The 16,275-nt window shown below is 69.5% G+C and carries 12 protein-coding genes and 1 pseudogene; 9 read left to right on the top strand and 4 right to left on the bottom strand.

Annotation, left to right across the window (positions count from 1 at the left end; all coding sequences use genetic code 11):
- Positions 1 to 51: 51 nt before the first annotated feature.
- A complete protein-coding gene (locus ACWD3H_RS16110; RefSeq protein ID WP_451955499.1) occupies positions 52 to 204 on the bottom strand; it encodes a putative ATP-grasp target RiPP in 153 nt (50 codons plus the stop codon).
- Between the two features lie 425 nt (positions 205 to 629).
- On the opposite strand from ACWD3H_RS16110, the gene ACWD3H_RS16105 reads away from it, so the two are divergent.
- Complete coding sequence (locus ACWD3H_RS16105) at positions 630 to 1,013, top strand: hypothetical protein (RefSeq protein WP_451955498.1); 384 nt, start codon at positions 630 to 632, stop codon at positions 1,011 to 1,013.
- A gap of 43 nt (positions 1,014 to 1,056) precedes the next feature.
- Here ACWD3H_RS16105 and ACWD3H_RS16100 read toward each other — a convergent pair whose 3' ends face one another.
- Genes ACWD3H_RS16100 through ACWD3H_RS16090 form a run of 3 tightly spaced genes read right to left on the bottom strand, consistent with a single transcriptional unit; the run spans position 1,057 to position 4,130 of the window.
- Positions 1,057 to 2,550, bottom strand: a complete 1,494-nt coding sequence (locus ACWD3H_RS16100) for a tripartite tricarboxylate transporter permease (protein WP_451955497.1) — start codon at positions 2,548 to 2,550, stop codon at positions 1,057 to 1,059.
- Positions 2,551 to 3,165: a tripartite tricarboxylate transporter TctB family protein gene (locus ACWD3H_RS16095; protein WP_451955496.1), complete on the bottom strand. Its 615-nt coding sequence runs from the start codon at positions 3,163 to 3,165 to the stop codon at positions 2,551 to 2,553.
- The gene (locus ACWD3H_RS16090; protein ID WP_355555091.1) at positions 3,165 to 4,130 is read right to left on the bottom strand and encodes a Bug family tripartite tricarboxylate transporter substrate binding protein; all 966 of its coding nucleotides are present in this window, start codon (positions 4,128 to 4,130) and stop codon (positions 3,165 to 3,167) included. Before ACWD3H_RS16090 ends, ACWD3H_RS16095 begins: the two co-directional genes overlap by 1 nt.
- 175 nt (positions 4,131 to 4,305) lie before the next feature.
- On the opposite strand from ACWD3H_RS16090, the gene ACWD3H_RS16085 reads away from it, so the two are divergent.
- The 8 genes and pseudogenes from ACWD3H_RS16085 to ilvC all read left to right on the top strand — a co-directional run bounded on the left by ACWD3H_RS16085 (position 4,306) and on the right by ilvC (position 16,167).
- Positions 4,306 to 5,949 (top strand): sensor histidine kinase, encoded by a 1,644-nt coding sequence (locus ACWD3H_RS16085; protein ID WP_355555093.1) that lies wholly within the window; start codon positions 4,306 to 4,308, stop codon positions 5,947 to 5,949.
- A complete protein-coding gene (locus tag ACWD3H_RS16080) occupies positions 5,946 to 6,641 on the top strand; it encodes a response regulator (protein WP_355555095.1) in 696 nt (231 codons plus the stop codon). Before ACWD3H_RS16085 ends, ACWD3H_RS16080 begins: the two co-directional genes overlap by 4 nt.
- A gap of 348 nt (positions 6,642 to 6,989) precedes the next feature.
- Positions 6,990 to 8,786 (top strand): VanW family protein, encoded by a 1,797-nt coding sequence (locus ACWD3H_RS16075; protein WP_451955495.1) that lies wholly within the window; start codon positions 6,990 to 6,992, stop codon positions 8,784 to 8,786.
- A gap of 34 nt (positions 8,787 to 8,820) precedes the next feature.
- Positions 8,821 to 9,729, top strand: a complete 909-nt coding sequence (locus ACWD3H_RS16070) for a 2-hydroxyacid dehydrogenase (RefSeq protein ID WP_451955494.1) — start codon at positions 8,821 to 8,823, stop codon at positions 9,727 to 9,729.
- A gap of 268 nt (positions 9,730 to 9,997) precedes the next feature.
- Positions 9,998 to 12,655: a putative bifunctional diguanylate cyclase/phosphodiesterase gene (locus ACWD3H_RS16065; protein ID WP_451955493.1), complete on the top strand. Its 2,658-nt coding sequence runs from the start codon at positions 9,998 to 10,000 to the stop codon at positions 12,653 to 12,655.
- Between the two features lie 225 nt (positions 12,656 to 12,880).
- A pseudogene (locus ACWD3H_RS16060) lies at positions 12,881 to 14,620 on the top strand (acetolactate synthase large subunit); the annotation flags it as partial.
- 2 nt (positions 14,621 to 14,622) lie between these two features.
- Complete coding sequence (gene ilvN, locus ACWD3H_RS16055) at positions 14,623 to 15,147, top strand: acetolactate synthase small subunit (protein WP_343969953.1); 525 nt, start codon at positions 14,623 to 14,625, stop codon at positions 15,145 to 15,147.
- Positions 15,148 to 15,186: 39 nt separating this feature from the next.
- Complete coding sequence (ilvC, locus tag ACWD3H_RS16050) at positions 15,187 to 16,167, top strand: ketol-acid reductoisomerase (RefSeq protein ID WP_326646885.1); 981 nt, start codon at positions 15,187 to 15,189, stop codon at positions 16,165 to 16,167.
- The last annotated feature ends 108 nt before the right edge of the window (positions 16,168 to 16,275 follow it).

The following is a 16,275-nucleotide window of genomic DNA, read 5'->3' as shown; positions in this document are numbered from 1 at the left end:
CCGGCCAGGCCTCCGGGGCTTGGTCGTGTGATCAGCGCGATGGAGTCCGGGCTAGGCCACTCGCTCCCACTCGCAGGCCTTGCCGTTCTTGTAACCGGTGATCTGCCAGATCTCCATGGACAGGCCACCGGCGACCTGGCCCAGCTGGGCCTCGGTCAGCTCGGCCCCCTCGAAGGGCAGGTCATCGATCTTGATCTTCGACATGACTGTTCCTTTCGGCCGCGTCGCCGCGGTTTCGGTCGCTCCCCCCGGTTTCGGTTTCGAGAACCGGTCACCGAGGACCGTCTTCGCCCCCCGGTTGTGGTTGGGAACCTAGAAGTGATGACTTGCAGGCCACTTGTGCCCTGGTTGTGCCTGGGGCGGGGCTCGCCCGGTCGTCGTGGCCCCTCCGGGCCATCGGCGGGACCGTACGGCCTCACGTGCTCCACCCCGCCGGAACGGGCCTCGTCTCCGGGCCCGGGAAACGCGAAGAAAAACGCCCGGCGATCGGCGGGATTTTTTCATGTGGTAATTCATATTTCTGAAATTCAACAGGTATTGACGAAATTCTTGATGGCTTGCAAAGTGATCACTGCAGTCCCGTCATTCACTCTGGTATGACCTGACCTCACATTCGGAGAGTGCGAAAAATGAGAAGGTTCCTGGCACTCGCCGCCGCGACGTTGACGGCCGCGGCGGGAATGGTCGTCGCGGCGGTTCCCGCCCAGGCAGCCCTTGTGAACAGGCTTTCCGTCCTGTCGGCGCTCCCGGCGGTGGACGCCGTGGTCGTCGCCGACGGGGTGCGCCTGCGGACCAGCGCCGGCGGGTCGACGGTTATCGGCTATCTCTATTACGGCGATTACGGACAGGTGCTGAATCCGAACTCGACGAGCGGCTGGTGCAATTTCCGGCTGGGCGGCAGATCGGCCTCGGGACTGGCGACGGGCACCACGGGATGGGTCTCGTGCAGCTACCTGGCCAGGGAGGACGGTCTGGGCGCCGACGGCTCGGACGTCGACACCCTGCGGGGATAGACCCGGCCGCCCGGCTCCCCACGGCCGGGCGGCCGTCATCCCGTCAGGCAGCGCGGCGGGCGGCCACCTTCCTGATGAGGGGCGTGAACAGCGCCAGTACCGCCACGACCAGCAGCGTCGCCGCGATCGGGCTTTTGACCAGGACCGTCACGTCACCCGCGCCGATGGCCAGGGCCCGGCGAAGCTGGATCTCGGCCATCGGGCCCAGGATCAGGCCGATCACCGCGGGGGCGACCGGCAGGCCGAACCGGCGCATCGCGAAACCGAGCAGGCCCAGGAGATAGAGGATGACCAGCTCCACCCAGGAGGAGTTCAGCGCGTAGACGCCGAGCGCCGCGAACAGCGCGATCCCCGAGTAGAGGTAGGGGCGGGGGATGTGCAGCACCCGGGCCCAGAGCGGAGCCAGCGGCAGGTTGAGCACCAGCAGCATGGTATTGCCCACGAACAGCGAGGCGATCATGCCCCAGACCAGTGCCGGGTTGTGGTCGAACAGTTGCGGCCCCGGTTGCAGCCCGTACTGCTGGAAGGCCGCCAGCAGGATCGCGGCCGTCGCGGAGGTGGGCAGGCCCAGGGTGAGCAGCGGGACCAGCGTGCCCGCCGCCGAGGCGTTGTTGGCGGCCTCGGGACCCGCGACACCCTCGATGGCGCCCTTGCCGTACTCCTCGCGGGCGATCCCGCGCGCCAGGCGCTTCTCGATCGAGTACGACAGGAACGTCGGGATCTCCGCTCCGCCACCGGGCAGCGCGCCGAAGGGGAAGCCGAGCGCGGTGCCGCGTAGCCAGGGCCGCCAGGAACGCGACCAGTCGGAGCGGCCGAGGAACGCCCGGCCGACCGGGATCACCTCCGGCGTGCCGTGCCGCAGCCGGGAGGCGACGTAGAGCACCTCGCCCACGGCGAACAGGCCGACCGCGACGATCACCACGTCGATGCCGTCGAGCAGTTGCGGCACGCCCAGCGTCAGCCGGGCCTGGCCGGTCTGCTGGTCGATGCCGATGAGCCCGATGACCAGGCCGAGCCCCAGGGACGCCAGCCCCCGTACCACGGAGCGGGACAGCACGGACGAGACGGCCGTGAAGGCCAGAATGGCCAGTGCGAAGTAGTCCTCGGGGCCGAAGGAGATGGCGAAGTCCACCACCAGGGGCGCCGCGACGACCAGCAGCGCGGTGGCGATGGTGCCCGCGACGAACGAGCCGATCGCGGCGGTCGCCAGCGCCTGGGCGGCCCGGCCCCGCTTGGCCATCTTGTTGCCCTCTAGCGCGGTGATCATCGAGGAGCTCTCGCCGGGCGTGTTGAGCAGGATCGAGGTGGTCGACCCGCCGTACATGCCGCCGTAGTAGATGCCCGCGAACATGATGAACGCGCTGGCCGGAGGGACGGTGAAGGTGATCGGCAGCAGCAGCGCCACGGTCATGGCCGGGCCGATGCCGGGCAGCACGCCCACCAGCGTGCCCAGCGTGACGCCCACCAGCGCGTACAGCAGGTTGACCGGGGTGAGGGCGGTCGCGAAGCCCTCCAGCAGCAACTGGAACGAGTCCACTCAGATCACCCCGGACAGCAGCCCGGCCGGCAGCGTCACGCCGAGCCCTTTGACGAAGGCCAGGTAGGTGGCGGTGGACAGCAGGATCGCGATGACGCCCGCGCGCAGCCGGTGGGGGGCGCCGAGCGTCACGGACAGGCCGAAGAAGAGCAGCGCGCCCGCGATGATCCAGCCGAGCAGGTCGAGCAGCCCGGCGAAGGCCAGGAAGATCACGCTGACCAGCGCGACGGTGCGCCAGTCCGTCCGCGCGCCGGAGTCGGCGTCCTCGGCGTCCTCGGGATCGCCGTGGCCTCCCCTGAGCACGTCGATCACGTAGAACAGCCCGATCAGCAACATCGCCGCCCCGACCAGGGCGGGGAAGAACCGGGGACCGAGACCGAAGGAGGAACCCGGGGCGGTCACGTCCGCGGTGCCGACGATCACGAACGCCCCCAGCGCGAGGACCAGCACCGCCAGCCCCAGCTCGGGCCGCCGCCACGACCAGCCGGCACCGGTCTCGGAGGCCGGACGGGGATGCGCGCCGGTCTCCTGGTCGGTACCGCCGTCGCCGGCGCGGGCGACGGCGACGGCGACGGGTTCGTGTCCGGTGCCGGACGGGTCTTTCGCGGACGACATCAGGAGACGAGGCCCATCTCCGCGATGACCGCCTTGACCTTGGTCTGCTCCGCGGCGAGGAAGTCGGCGAACGGCTGCCCGGTCTGGAAGACGTCGGCCCAGCCGTTCTTGATCACCGCGTCCTTCCAGGCCGGCGAGTCGTGCATCTTGGTGACCAGCTCGGTGAGCTCCTTCTTCGCCCCGTCGTCCAGTCCGCCGGGCGCGACGAAGCCTCGCCAGTTGGCCAGCTCCACGTCCAGGCCGCCCTCCTTGAGGGTCGGGGCGTCCACGTTGTCGAGCCGGGCGGGCGAGCTGACTCCGAGGGCGCGTAGCTTGCCGGACTTCACGTGCTCGGCGAACTCGCCGATACCGGAGATCCCGGCCGAGACCTTCTCGCCGAGCAGCGCGTTGAGCGCCTCGCCGCCGCCGGAGTGGGCGATGTAGTTGACCTGCTTGGGGTCGATGCCCGCGGCCTTGGCCATCAGGCCCGCCACGATGTGGTCGGTACCCCCGGCGGAGCCACCCGCGATGGCGATCCTCGCGGGGTCCGCCTTCCACGCCGCCGTCAGGTCGGCCAGCGTCTTGTAGGGCGACCCTGCGGGAACCACGACGATCTCGTACTCCTCGGTCAGCTTCGCGATGGGCGTGGTGTCGGCCAGGGTGACCTTCGACTTGTTCTGCTCCACCGCACCGACCATCACCAGGCCCATGGTCATCAGCAGGTTGCCGTTGCCCTTCTCACCCGCGAGCTGGGCGAGGCCGATGGTGCCTCCCGCGCCCGGCACGTTGTAGACCTCGACCTTGCGGGACGGGTCGGCGGACTTCAACGCCTCTCCCGCGACGCGGGAGGTCTGGTCCCAGCCGCCTCCCGGTGAGGCCGGAGCCATGATTCTCAGCGCGCTGGTACCTGAGCTTCCACCGGAACCGCAGGCGGTGAGGGCGGCGAGGGACAACACCGCGAGGGTGGCGAGTCTCCGAAGAGGCATGGTCGAACTCCCAACAACATGAACAGAGCGTGGTGAGGATGGTGACCTCAGCCGGTCGCCGTGTCGATCCTTTGCGTGTTTGCCGTCGTATCGGTCATATTGGTCACACACCCCCGCGACCTCGCCGTTATCTCGGGCTGCTTTCATCGACCTTCCCTGACCAGGGAGTCAACTCGTGCGACGCTTAGTCAACGCCTCGCTCGGCACCCAGCTCTTCGTGCTGCAGACAGTGATCGTGTTTCTCGCGGTCGGCGGTACGGCGGGCGTCTGGATGGAGCACACCCGTGAGCTGCTGGACCGGCAGTACCAGCAGCGTGCCCTGGCGATCGCCGAATCCGTGGCGGGGCTTCCCCAGGTGCGGGAGGCGTTCACCAGGGCGCGGCCCGAACTGAGCCTGCAGCCGATCGCGGCCGGGGTGCAGGCGGCCACCGGCGCCGACTACGTGGTGATCGCCAACCGGAACCAGATCCGCTACGCCCACCCCAACACGGCCCTGATCGGCAAGCGGCTGTCCACCGACGGCTCGCAGGTGATGACGGACGGGCACCCCTGGACCGGCATCCAGACGGGAACGCTCGGCCGCTCGGTGCGCGGCAAGGCGCCGATCTTCGACTCCTCGGGGAAGGTCATCGGCCTGGCCTCGGTCGGGATCCTGGAGGAGACCGTCGACGACCAGCTCGGCGCGGCGCTCCCGCCGCTGTTCTGGACCGTGCTCGCGGTCCTGGCCGCCGGGTCGGCCGCCGCCGCGCTGATCGTCCGGAGGGTTCGCCGTCAGACGTTCGGCCTGGAACCGGCGGAGATCGCGGCCCTGCTCGAACAGCGTGAGGGCGTGCTGCACGGCGTCAAGGAGGGGGTGCTCGCCCTTGATCTGGCGGGCCGGGTGACGCTGGTCAACGACGCGGCACGCGACCTGCTCGGACTCTCCCAGCACGACGTCGGCCGGAGCCTGGGGGAGATGCCGCTCTCCGGCCGGATGCGGGACGTGCTGGACGGTGTGGACCCCGGTGACGACCGGGTGGTGCTCCACCGTGACCGGGTGCTGGTGCTCAACCGGACCCCGGTGGCGGTACGGGAGCGGCAGAGCGGCTGGGTGGTCACCCTGCGGGATCGGACCGAGCTGGTGCGGCTGGCACGCGAGCTCGACCAGGCCAGCACCACGACCGGCGCGCTGCGCGCGCAGGCCCACGAGTTCGCCAACCGGATGCACACCGTGGTCGGCCTGCTGGAACTCGGCGAGTACGAGACGGCCGTCAGTTACATCACCCAGACCACCGAGGCGTACAGCAGGCACGCCTCGGGCGTCCGGGAGAAGATCGCCGACCCGACGCTGGCCGCGCTGCTGCTGGCGAAGTCGGCAGAGGCGGCCGAGCGGGGCGCCACCCTGGTGCTGTCCGACGACTCCCGGGTGGAGGAGGGCATGCTCGGTGATCCGCACGACGCGGTCCTGGTCGTCGGCAACCTGGTCGCCAACGCCCTCGACGCGTTGCAGGAGAGTGGGGGAACGGTGGAGGTCTCGGTCCGTACCGAGGCGGACGGGCTGCACATCCGGGTCGGCGACTCCGGTCCGGGGATCACCCCGGGCCTGGTCCACGAGGTGTTCCTGGAGGGCTTCACCACCAAGGTGGCCCACGCCGGGCCACGGGGCCTGGGGCTGGCACTGACCCGTCAGACGTGCTCGCGCCGGGGTGGCTGGGTACGGGTGCACAACGCGGGCGGCGCCGTCTTCACCGCGCTCCTCCCCACGGGTGAGCCCGCGCCGTCTCCCGAGGGGGAGCCCGCCGGCCCCGGGGAGCTCACGGAACGGCAGGTGCGGAGATGACCGGGGACGGGCACGCGGGGGAGATCCGCGTACTGGTGGTGGACGACGACTTCATGGTGGCCAGGATCCACGGCGGCTACGTCGCCAGGGTGCCCGGCTTCACGGTCGCCGACGTCGTGCACACCGGGAGTGCCGCCATCGAGTCGGTCACGACGCACGGGCCCGACCTGGTACTGCTCGACATCTATCTGCCGGACATGTCGGGACTCGACGTACTCATGACGCTCAGGGGGGCCTCGCACCCGGTGGACATCCTGATGATCACCGCCGCGCGTGACGTGGCCACGGTCCGGGCGGCCATGCGCGGCGGCGCGGTCAACTACCTGATCAAACCTTTCACCGCCCGCGCCCTCACCGACCGCCTCGAACAGTACGCCGAGATGCGCCGGAGGCTCGCCACCCTCGGGGACGAGGCGCGCCAGGACGAGGTCGACCAGCTCTTCGGCACGGTCAAGGGGGTCCCACTGCCGCTGCCCAAGGGGTTGTCGGCCACCACGTGCGCCCTGGTGGCCACCGCGCTCAGGAAGAGCGACACCGACATGTCGGCGGCCGAGGCGGCAGTGATCACCGGTCTCTCCAGAGTCAGCGCCCGCCGGTACCTGGAGCACCTGTGCGCGGCGGGCCAGGCGGAACTCCGTCCGAAGTACGGCACCGCTGGTCGGCCCGAGCACCGCTACCGCTGGACTGGTTGATTTGTTATTTCTTTTCGGGTGTTGGTTGACCGATGTGGTTTAGGGTTGCGGGAGGTGGAAGCTGAGAAGCAGGAGGAGACGGAGGCCGTGCGGAACGCCGGAGCGTCTGTGGACCCGCCGACGGACCCATTTGAGGCGATACCGCTTCCCTCACGTCCTGTCCCGCCCGGCGCCCGTGATCCGCGCCTTCCTCCGGGAGCACCGGGCGGCCAGTCCAAGGACGGCTCGCGCCTCCCCCCGGGAGTCTCACCCGACATCTTCGGCCCCACCGGCTTTGGCGGTCCCGCCGCACCGGCCCGCGGGGCGACGGCGCTTCCGCCCGCGGCACAGCCTCCGCAGCCCTGGCAGATGGCGGCCCCGCCCGAGCCCTCGTTCCGGCGAGACGAGCCCTCGCTCGTTCCCGGCGGCGACGGGGGGTTCCCGCAGTCCAGCGGCCTCCGTTACGAGGAGCCCTCCCCGAGCCGGCGCAAGGGCCGCAGGATCGTCCTGATCATCCTCGCCGTGCTGTTCGTCGCCGGTCTCGCCTACGCGGTGCCCGCGGTCGTCATGTCCGGCAAGATGCTGCCGGGCACCGTGGTGCGGGGTGTCGAGATCGGCGGCCTGACCGCGACCGAGGCGGCCGACAAGCTCAGAGACCGTCTGGCGGGTAAGGCGTCGGAGGAGATGACCCTCCTGGCCGCGGGCAAGCGCCACGAATTCGACCCGGGCAAGGCGGGTCTGGAGTTCAACGTGGTCGCCACCATCGACCAGGCGCCCAGCGACTTCCCCACTCCCGCCGAGGTATGGCGGGCCTTCACCGGCACCACCGAACTGGAGCCCAAGGTCTCCACCGACGCCGAGGCCATGAAGACCGCGGTCGCGAGCCTGGCCAAGAAGATCGACCTCAAGGTCCGCGAGGGCTCGGTCACCTTCGAGGGCGTCAAACCCGTCGTCGTGACGCCCCGCGACGGCAGGGAACTGGAGAGGGAGGCCGCGGTCGCCGCGATCACGGACGCCTTCCTCGGTCCGGCGAAGGAGGTCAGGCTCCCGGTCTCGGTGATCAAGCCCAAGGTCGGCGCGGAGACGGTCAAGAAGGCCGCGAACGACGCGGTCAAGGCCCTGTCCGGGCCGGTCACCCTGACTTTCTCCGGCAAGCAGGTCCAGTTGCCGGTGGAGACCCTCGCCGCGCACCTGTCCTTCGAGCCGGACAGCTCCGGCGGCATGCGCCCGGTGTTCGACGCCAGAAGCGCGGTGGCCTCCGTGGAGGACAAGCTCGTCGATCCGGCCCTGGCCCCGCGCGACCCCACCTTCCAGATCATCGCGGGCAAGCCGAAACTGGTGCCCGGCCGCAAGGGGAAGGGCGTCGACGACGAGCGGCTCGCGGCCGACGTGGCCGAGATGGTCTCCCGCAACGGAGAGCGGACGATCCCGGTGGCCATGGCCACGGTCCGGCCGCGGATGTCCGACGCCGAGGCGCGCAAGCTCGGCATCAAGGAGCGGATCAGCCAGTTCACCACGCCCTACGAGTGCTGCCCGCCACGGGTGACCAACATCAGGACGCTCGCCAAGCTGCTGGACGGTTACCTGGTCAAGCCGGGCGAGACCTTCTCGCTCAACGGCGTCATCGGCCAGCGCGACACCGCCCGCGGCTTCGTCCCCGCTCCCATGATCCAGGGCGGCAGGCTGGTCGACTCGGTCGGCGGTGGAATCTCCCAGTTCGTAACCACGATGTACAACGCGGTGTTCTTCGGCGGCCTTGAGGACGTCCAGCACATGGCACACGAGTTCTACATCTCCCGCTACCCCGCCGGACGGGAGTCCACGGTCTCCTGGCCCGAGCCCGACTTCCGCTGGAAGAACGACTCGCCGTACGGGGTGCTGGTGAAGACCTCCTTCGACAACAACGGGGTCACCGTCGCCTTCTGGAGCACCAAGCGGTACGAGATCGAGTCGATCTCGTCCGAGCGCTACAACATCACCCCGTTCAAGAGCGCGACCGACAGCGGCCCCAACTGCATCCCGATGGTCGGCCAGCAGGGGTTCACGATCGACGTCTGGCGCGTCTTCAAGCAGAACGGCAAGGAGATCAAGCGCGTCAAGGAGACCACGGTCTACCGCCCCGAACTCGACCTGAAGTGCGTGAGTGAGGGAAGCGCAGACGAGTAGTGGCTCGCGGGCGTCGCGGTTGGATAATGCGGGGATGAAGATCTGGGTCCCCTCGAAAGCCGCCGCTGACGTTCTGTGTGATCTGCCCGAAGTGGAGTGCGTCGTCTATGACGGCACGGAGCCGGTGCCGGAGGGGGCGGAGCAGGTCGAGGTCTGGGTCCCACCGCTGACGCCGGTGGCGGGTCTTCCCGATCTGCTCGCCCGGATGACCGGCCTGCGGTTGCTGCAGACCGTCACGGCGGGTGTCGACGCCTACCGGCCGCACCTGGCGGAGGGGGTGACGCTGTGCAACGCCCGGGGCGTGCACGACGCGGGTACCGCCGAGTGGGCGGTGGGAGCCATGATCGCCGTGCTCCGGGAGTTCCCCGGGTTCGTCCACGCGCAGCGGAGGGGTGAGTGGACCTACCACCACACCGGGGTGCTGGCCGACTCCACGGTCCTGATCGTCGGCTACGGCTCGATCGGTGAGGCGCTGGAGCGACGGCTCGACGGTTTCGAGGTGGACGTCGTCCGGGTGGCCAGGACCGCCAGGCCCGGCGTGCACGGCATGGACGAGCTGCCCGCCCTGCTGCCCGCGGCGGATGTGGTGGTGCTGCTCGTACCGTCCACCCCTGAGACCGCGGGCATGGTGGACGCCGGGTTCCTGGCGGCGATGAAGGACGGCGGCGTCCTGGTGAACGCGGCCAGGGGCCCGGTGGTGGACACCGCCGCGCTCGTCGCCGAGCTGGGCAGCGGCCGGATCCTGGCCGCGCTCGACGTCACCGATCCCGAACCGCTGCCCGAGGGACACCCGCTGTGGAGCGCGCCGGGGGTCTTCATCACCCCGCACGTCGCGGGCAGCAGCCCGGCGTCCGTACGGCGCACGCTGAAGCTGCTCCGCTCCCAGCTGCTGCGTTACCTCGCGGGGGAGCCGCTCAAAAATGTGATCACGGGTTCCTACTGACCGGCAAAGGAATCCGGACCGTGGCTACCTCGTGACCTGCGGTGCGTAGCGTCGACGGCAGCGATGTCCATCGCCCGCGCGGTTATCAGATCGGTGACGACTACGGCGTTGTCACCCCTCGCGCGGGCCGGACGGCCCACACTGGCCGTGTGTCGGTACGAGCGCCGAGGACGAAGGACGACGCGCTCGCGCCGGTGACATGAGCGCAGCGAGCAGGAGATGCTGCGGGAGCAGAACACACTGAAACGACACCGATAGGCAGACGACATTGATCCGCTGGCGTGACCCCCGGGTACCGCTGACCGCCGCCGCCGTCGGCGTGGTGGGGCTCGTTGCCGCTCTTGTCAGCGGCGCTCCCGCCGTGGTCGTCGAGGCGGTGGCAGGTGTCGTCACCGCGGCGGCCGCCGCGGGTTCACTGTTCGCCGCGGCCTCCAGGGTGATCGGCCGGCGCAGGGCGCTGGCCTGGCGCTGGCTGGCGGGTGGCTCGGTCACCTGGCTGGTCGGGGTGGGGGTGCGGCCGATCGCGGACGGCGCGCCGTTCGTGGTGACCTTCGCCGACCTGGTGCTCCTGGCCGGTACGGCCATGATCGCCGTCGGTACCGCGCTGTCGGCGGCCAGGCCCGCCCGAGGGCATGCCCTGCTGCGCGATCTCGCCGACTCCTACGTGTGCGCCGCCTCCATCCTGGTGATCATCTGGGTGACGCTGGTGGGGCCGGTCTACCGCGACGCCGGCGACGCGGGCAATGCCGCGGTCACCTTCGCCTCACCCCTGTTCTGCCTGATCCTCGCCTGCGTCGTGGGCCCCGCCGTGGTGCCGATCAGGCGGTCGGCCTGGCCGGTCGGCCTGGCGGCGCTGGCCGTGCTGGCCGCCGTCGCGACCTCTGAGACGATCACCGCGCTGGCCCGGGTGAGCGGCGACACGCCGTCGCTCACCTGGGTGTGGCTGGCCCCCGCCGCGTTCCTGGTGCTCGCCGTGGTCCCGTGGAGCGGGCGCGCGGCGCGGTCACCGGATCTCGAGGACGACGAGCCGTTCCTCCGCGAGAGCACGTCCTCGCTGATCGCGGCGGTGCCGCTGTTCCTCGTCGCGGTGGCCGCCGTCGTCGTGCTCCTGAAGGTGATCGGGGGCGGGGTACAGGGGCCGCCGGTGGTTCTGGCCTCGGTGTGCGCGTCGATCGTCGCGGTCCTGCTGGTACGCATGTTCGTGATGCTGCTGGAGACCGGGCGGCTGCGGAGCCTGCTCCATCTCGGTGAGCGGCAGCTGCACGACCTGGCCGAGAGCGCCGGCGACGTGGTCCTGCTCTGCGACTACGACGGTGTGGTGCGGCAGATCGGCGAGGGTGTCGAGATCACGTACGGGTACCGTCCCGAGGAGCTGGTCGGCGGGAAGATCTTCGACTACATCCACCCCGAGGACGTGCCGGGAATCCAGGGGGCGCTGAGCGCGATGAGCCTGGAGGAGGAGGCCGAGGAGGGGCCTGGCGCATGCATGGTCGTCTGCCGGGTCCGAGCCTCCGACGGTACCTGGCGCCCCGCCGAGTCGGTCGCCACCCGGCACGTGCGCGGCGAGGGCCTGCTGCTCGTCACCACCCGTGACATCAGCGACCAGGAGGCCCTGCGCAGCCAGGTCGCCCACCTGACCTTCCACGACGGCGTCACGGGCCTGCCCAACCGGGCCTACTTCGAGGAGCGCACCCGCGAGGTGCTCGGCCGCCCCGGCGCGAACAGCGTCGCCGTGGTCTTCCTGGACCTGGACGGCTTCACCGCGGTGAACGACTCGGTCGGCCACGCCAGCGGCGACTACCTGCTCGGCCAGGCGGCCCGCAGGCTGCGCGCCGCGGTACGGACCGACGACACCCTGGCGCGCTGGGGCGGAGACGAGTTCGCGGTGCTGCTTGAGGCGGTCGACGCCCAGACGGCGGTGGACCTGGCCGAGCGACTGGTCCGTACGGTCTCCTCCGAGCCGTTCCGGGTGGCCGACCGTGACATCGCGCTGACCGCGAGCGTCGGGGTGGCCTTCGCGGCCGACGACGTCTCCTCCGCCGATCTGATCCGCAACGCCGACGTGGCGATGGCCAGGGCCAAGGAACTGGGCGGGCGCAGGGTCGAGGTGTTCGCCGCGCACATGCACGCCGACGTGGTACGGCGCCTGGAGCTCGCCGCCGACCTGCAGCGGGCGCTGCTGGAAGACCAGTTCGTGATCGAGTACCAGCCGGTGGTCGACCTGGCCACCTCGCGCGTCACCGCCGTCGAGGCACTGGTGCGCTGGTGCCGGGGGGGCGAGTTCGTACCGCCCGAGCAGTTTCTCGGCCCGGCGGAGGACACCGGCCTGATCGTGCCGCTGAGCGAGTGGATCCTGCGCGAGGCATGCCGGGAGGTGGCCACCTGGCGCGCCTCCGCCTGGGAGATCGGGCTCTCGCTCAACCTGTCCGCCCGGCAGATCATGGCGCCGCGTTTCGTGGAGACCGTCGAGTCCGCCCTGGTCGAGAGCGGGCTGCCGCCCAGCGCGCTGACCCTGGAGGTCATCGAGGAGATGCTGGTCGAGGACGCCGAGCAGACCATCACCCGGCTCTCCGAGCTGCGCACCCTCGGGGTCCGGCTGGCCATCGACGACTTCGGCACCGGTTACGCCTCGCTGGCGCTGCTGCGGCAGCTCCCGGTCGACATGATCAAGATCGACCCCTCCTTCGTGTCCGGGCTCGGTTGCGACGAGACGCTGACCCTGCTGACCCGTACGATCGTGCGGCTCGGTCACGACCTGGGGCTGATCGTGGTCGCCGAGGGCATCGAGCGGCCCGAGCAGCTGGAGTTGCTGCGTGAGATGGGCTGCACCCGAGGCCAGGGATTCCTGGTGGCGCGCCCGATGGCCGCGCGCGGCGTCGACTCGCTGATGCGCACCAGCCTCTCCAGCCTGGGGACTCACGCCTGACCTCACATCTCGGACTCTGAGATATCTGTCCCATGAATTTGACGTGGGGCCACTCCGTCGGCCAAGGTGGAGGCATGCAGATTGACCGTGGGATCCTCGTAGTACTTCACCGGCGCGCAGGTCGCTGAGCGAAGTACTCCGACCTGCGCGCCGCCCCAGCTCCGCCGACCAAGCGGAATGGGGCATTTTTTATGCCATTAAGCATGTTCAGCTACAAGGAACGAGCCGATGACCGAACAGATGACAGGAGCCCAGGCCCTGGTTAGGGCGCTGGAGCACGTCGGAGTCGACACTGTGTTCGGGATCCCGGGCGGCGCGATTCTCCCCGCCTATGATCCGCTCTACGACTCGACCAAGGTCCGGCACGTGCTTGTACGGCACGAGCAGGGTGCGGGGCATGCGGCCCAGGGGTATGCGCAGGCCACCGGCAAGGTCGGAGTCTGCATGGCCACCAGCGGTCCCGGCGCGACCAATTTGGTCACCCCGATCGCCGACGCCTACATGGACTCGGTCCCGATGGTCGCGATCACCGGTCAGGTGGCCAGCGCCGCCATCGGCACCGACGCCTTCCAGGAAGCCGACATCTCCGGCATCACCATGCCGATCACGAAGCACAACTTCCTGATCACCAACCCGAACGACATCCCCAGGACGATCGTGGAGGCATTCCACATCGCCTCGACCGGGCGTCCGGGGCCGGTGCTGGTCGACATCGCCAAGGACGCGCTCCAGGCGAAGATGACCTTCGAGTGGCCGGTCGTCATGCAGCTGCCCGGCTACCGGCCGGTGACCCGGCCGCACTCCAAGCAGATCCGCGAGGCGGCCAAGCTCATCGTCGAAGCCGGCAGGCCGGTGCTCTACGTGGGCGGTGGCGTGCACCGGGCCGGCGCGTCGGCGCAGCTGCTGGAGTTCGCCGAGCTGACCGGCATCCCGGTGGTCACCACCCTGATGGCGCGGGGCACCTTCCCCGACAGCCATCCGCAGCACATGGGCATGCCCGGCATGCACGGCTCGGTGTCGGCGGTCGGCGCGCTGCAGAAGGCCGACCTGATCATCGGACTCGGTGTCCGCTTCGACGACCGTGTCACCGGCGACCTGTCGACCTTCGCGCCGTACGCGAAGATCGTCCATGCGGACATCGACCCGGCGGAGATCTCCAAGAACCGGCACGCGGACGTCCCGATCGTGGGCGACTGCAAGGAGGTCATCTCCGACCTGATCGCCGCGGTGCGCGGTGAGGGACGCAAGGGCGACTACGCCGAGTGGTGGACGGCGCTCAACACCTACAAGGCGACCTACCCGCTGGGTTACACCGAGTTCGAGGACGGCTCCCTCGCCCCGCAGTACGTGATGGAGCGGCTGGGAGCGATCGTCGGCCCGGACGCGATCTACACCGCGGGGGTCGGCCAGCACCAGATGTGGGCCGCGCAGTTCATCGGCTACGAGAACCCCGGCACGTTCATCAACTCCGGCGGCGCGGGCACGATGGGCTTCTCGCTGCCGGCGGCGATGGGGGCCAAGATGGGCCGGCCCGACACCACGGTCTGGGCCATCGACGGTGACGGCTGCTTCCAGATGACCAATCAGGAGCTCGCCACCTGCACGATCGAGGGCGTGCCGATCAAGGTCGCGATCATCAACAACGGTAACCTGGGCATGGTCCGGCAGTGGCAGACGTTGTTCTACAACGAGCGTTACTCCAACACCAACCTGCAGACGGTCCGACGCATCCCCGACTTCGTCAAGCTCGCCGAGGCCTACGGTTGCGTGGGCCTGCGGTGCGAGCGCCCCGAGGACGTGGACGCGACGATCAAGAAGGCCATGGAGATCAACGACGTGCCGGTGGTCGTCGACTTCGTGGTGCACCAGGACGCCATGGTGTGGCCGATGGTCGCGGCCGGGACCAGCAACGATGACATCAAGTTCGCGCGCGACATGGCGCCGGTCTGGGACAGCGAGGACTAGGCATGAGCAGGCACACGCTCTCCGTGCTGGTGGAGAACAAGCCCGGCGTGCTCGCGCGCGTCGCGTCGCTGTTCAGCCGCAGGGGGTTCAACATCGACTCGCTGGCGGTCGGGCCGACCGAGCACGCGGACATCTCCCGGATGACCATCGTGGTCAGCGTCGCCGACCTGCCGCTGGAGCAGGTCACCAAGCAGCTGAACAAGCTCGTCAACGTGCTGAAGATCGTGGAGCTCGACCCGGCGCAGTCGGTGCAGCGCGAGCTCACACTGATCAAGGTGCGGGCCGACGCGGACAACCGCTCCAGCGTGCTGGAGCTGGTCAACCTGTTCCGGGCGCGCTGCGTCGACGTCTCCTCGGACGCGGTGACCATCGAGGTCACCGGCACGCCGGACAAGCTGCAGGCCTTCATCAAGGTCCTTGAGCCGTTCGGCATCAAGGAGCTCGTCCAGTCGGGCATGGTGGCCATCGGCCGCGGCGCCCGTTCCATCACCGACCGTTCTCTCCGGGCCCTGGACCGGACCGCGTAACGCACTCGAGAAACTCGAAAGGTCAAGCAAGTGACTGAGATCTTCTACGACGACCAGGCCGACCTGTCGATCATCCAGGGCCGGCACGTCGCCGTTCTGGGATACGGCAGCCAGGGCCACGCCCACGCGCTCTCGCTGCGCGACTCCGGCGTGGACGTCCGGGTCGGCCTGCCCGAGGGTTCCAAGAGCCGGGAGAAGGCCGAGGCCGACGGCCTGCGGGTGCTCACGCCCTCGGAGGCCGTCGAAGAGGCCGACCTGACCATGATCCTCGCGCCGGACCACATCCAGCGCCACCTGTACGCCGACCACGTGGCCCCGAACCTGGTCGAGGGCGACGCGCTCTTCTTCGGGCACGGCCTGAACATCCGCTACGGCCTCATCGAGGCGCCGGAGGGTGTGGACGTGGCCATGGTCGCCCCCAAGGGCCCCGGTCACCTCGTGCGCCGCCAGTACACCGCGGGCCGCGGCGTGCCGTGTCTCGTCGCGGTGGAGAAGGACGCCAGCGGGAACGCCCTGGACCTCGCCCTGTCGTACGCCAAGGGCATCGGCGGCACCCGCGCCGGCGCGCTGAAGACGACCTTCAAGGAGGAGACCGAGACCGACCTGTTCGGTGAGCAGGCCGTGCTCTGCGGCGGCGTGTCCGAGCTGATCAAGGCCGGTTTCGAGACCCTGATCGAGGCGGGCTACCAGCCCGAGGTCGCCTACTTCGAGTGCCTGCACGAGATGAAGCTGATCGTCGACCTGATGTACGAGGGCGGCATCCACAAGATGTACTGGTCGGTCTCCGACACCGCCGAGTACGGCGGCTACTCCCGCGGCCCGCGCGTGGTGACCCAGGAGACCAAGAAGGAGATGCAGCGCATCCTCGCCGAGATCCAGTCCGGCGAGTTCGCCAGGGAACTGGTGGAGGAGTTCGACAGCGGCCAGAAGAGGTTCACCGCCTACCGCGAGGAGCTCGCCGAGCACCCGATCGAGAAGACCGGTGCCAAGCTCCGCCCGATGATGAGCTGGCTCAAGTAGGAGCCACCCGCACCGGGCACCCCGTACGGCCCGCGCCCCCGCGACGTGAACTCGTCGCGGGGGGGCCGGGGGGGTGGGTGTGATTTTGGGTGCCGGAATTGATATTAA

It is taken from the genome of Streptosporangium sp. NPDC002607 (genome assembly GCF_053592655.1).
The sequence above is the reverse complement of the archived record's forward strand: the minus strand, read 5'-3'. Positions and strand labels throughout refer to the sequence as shown.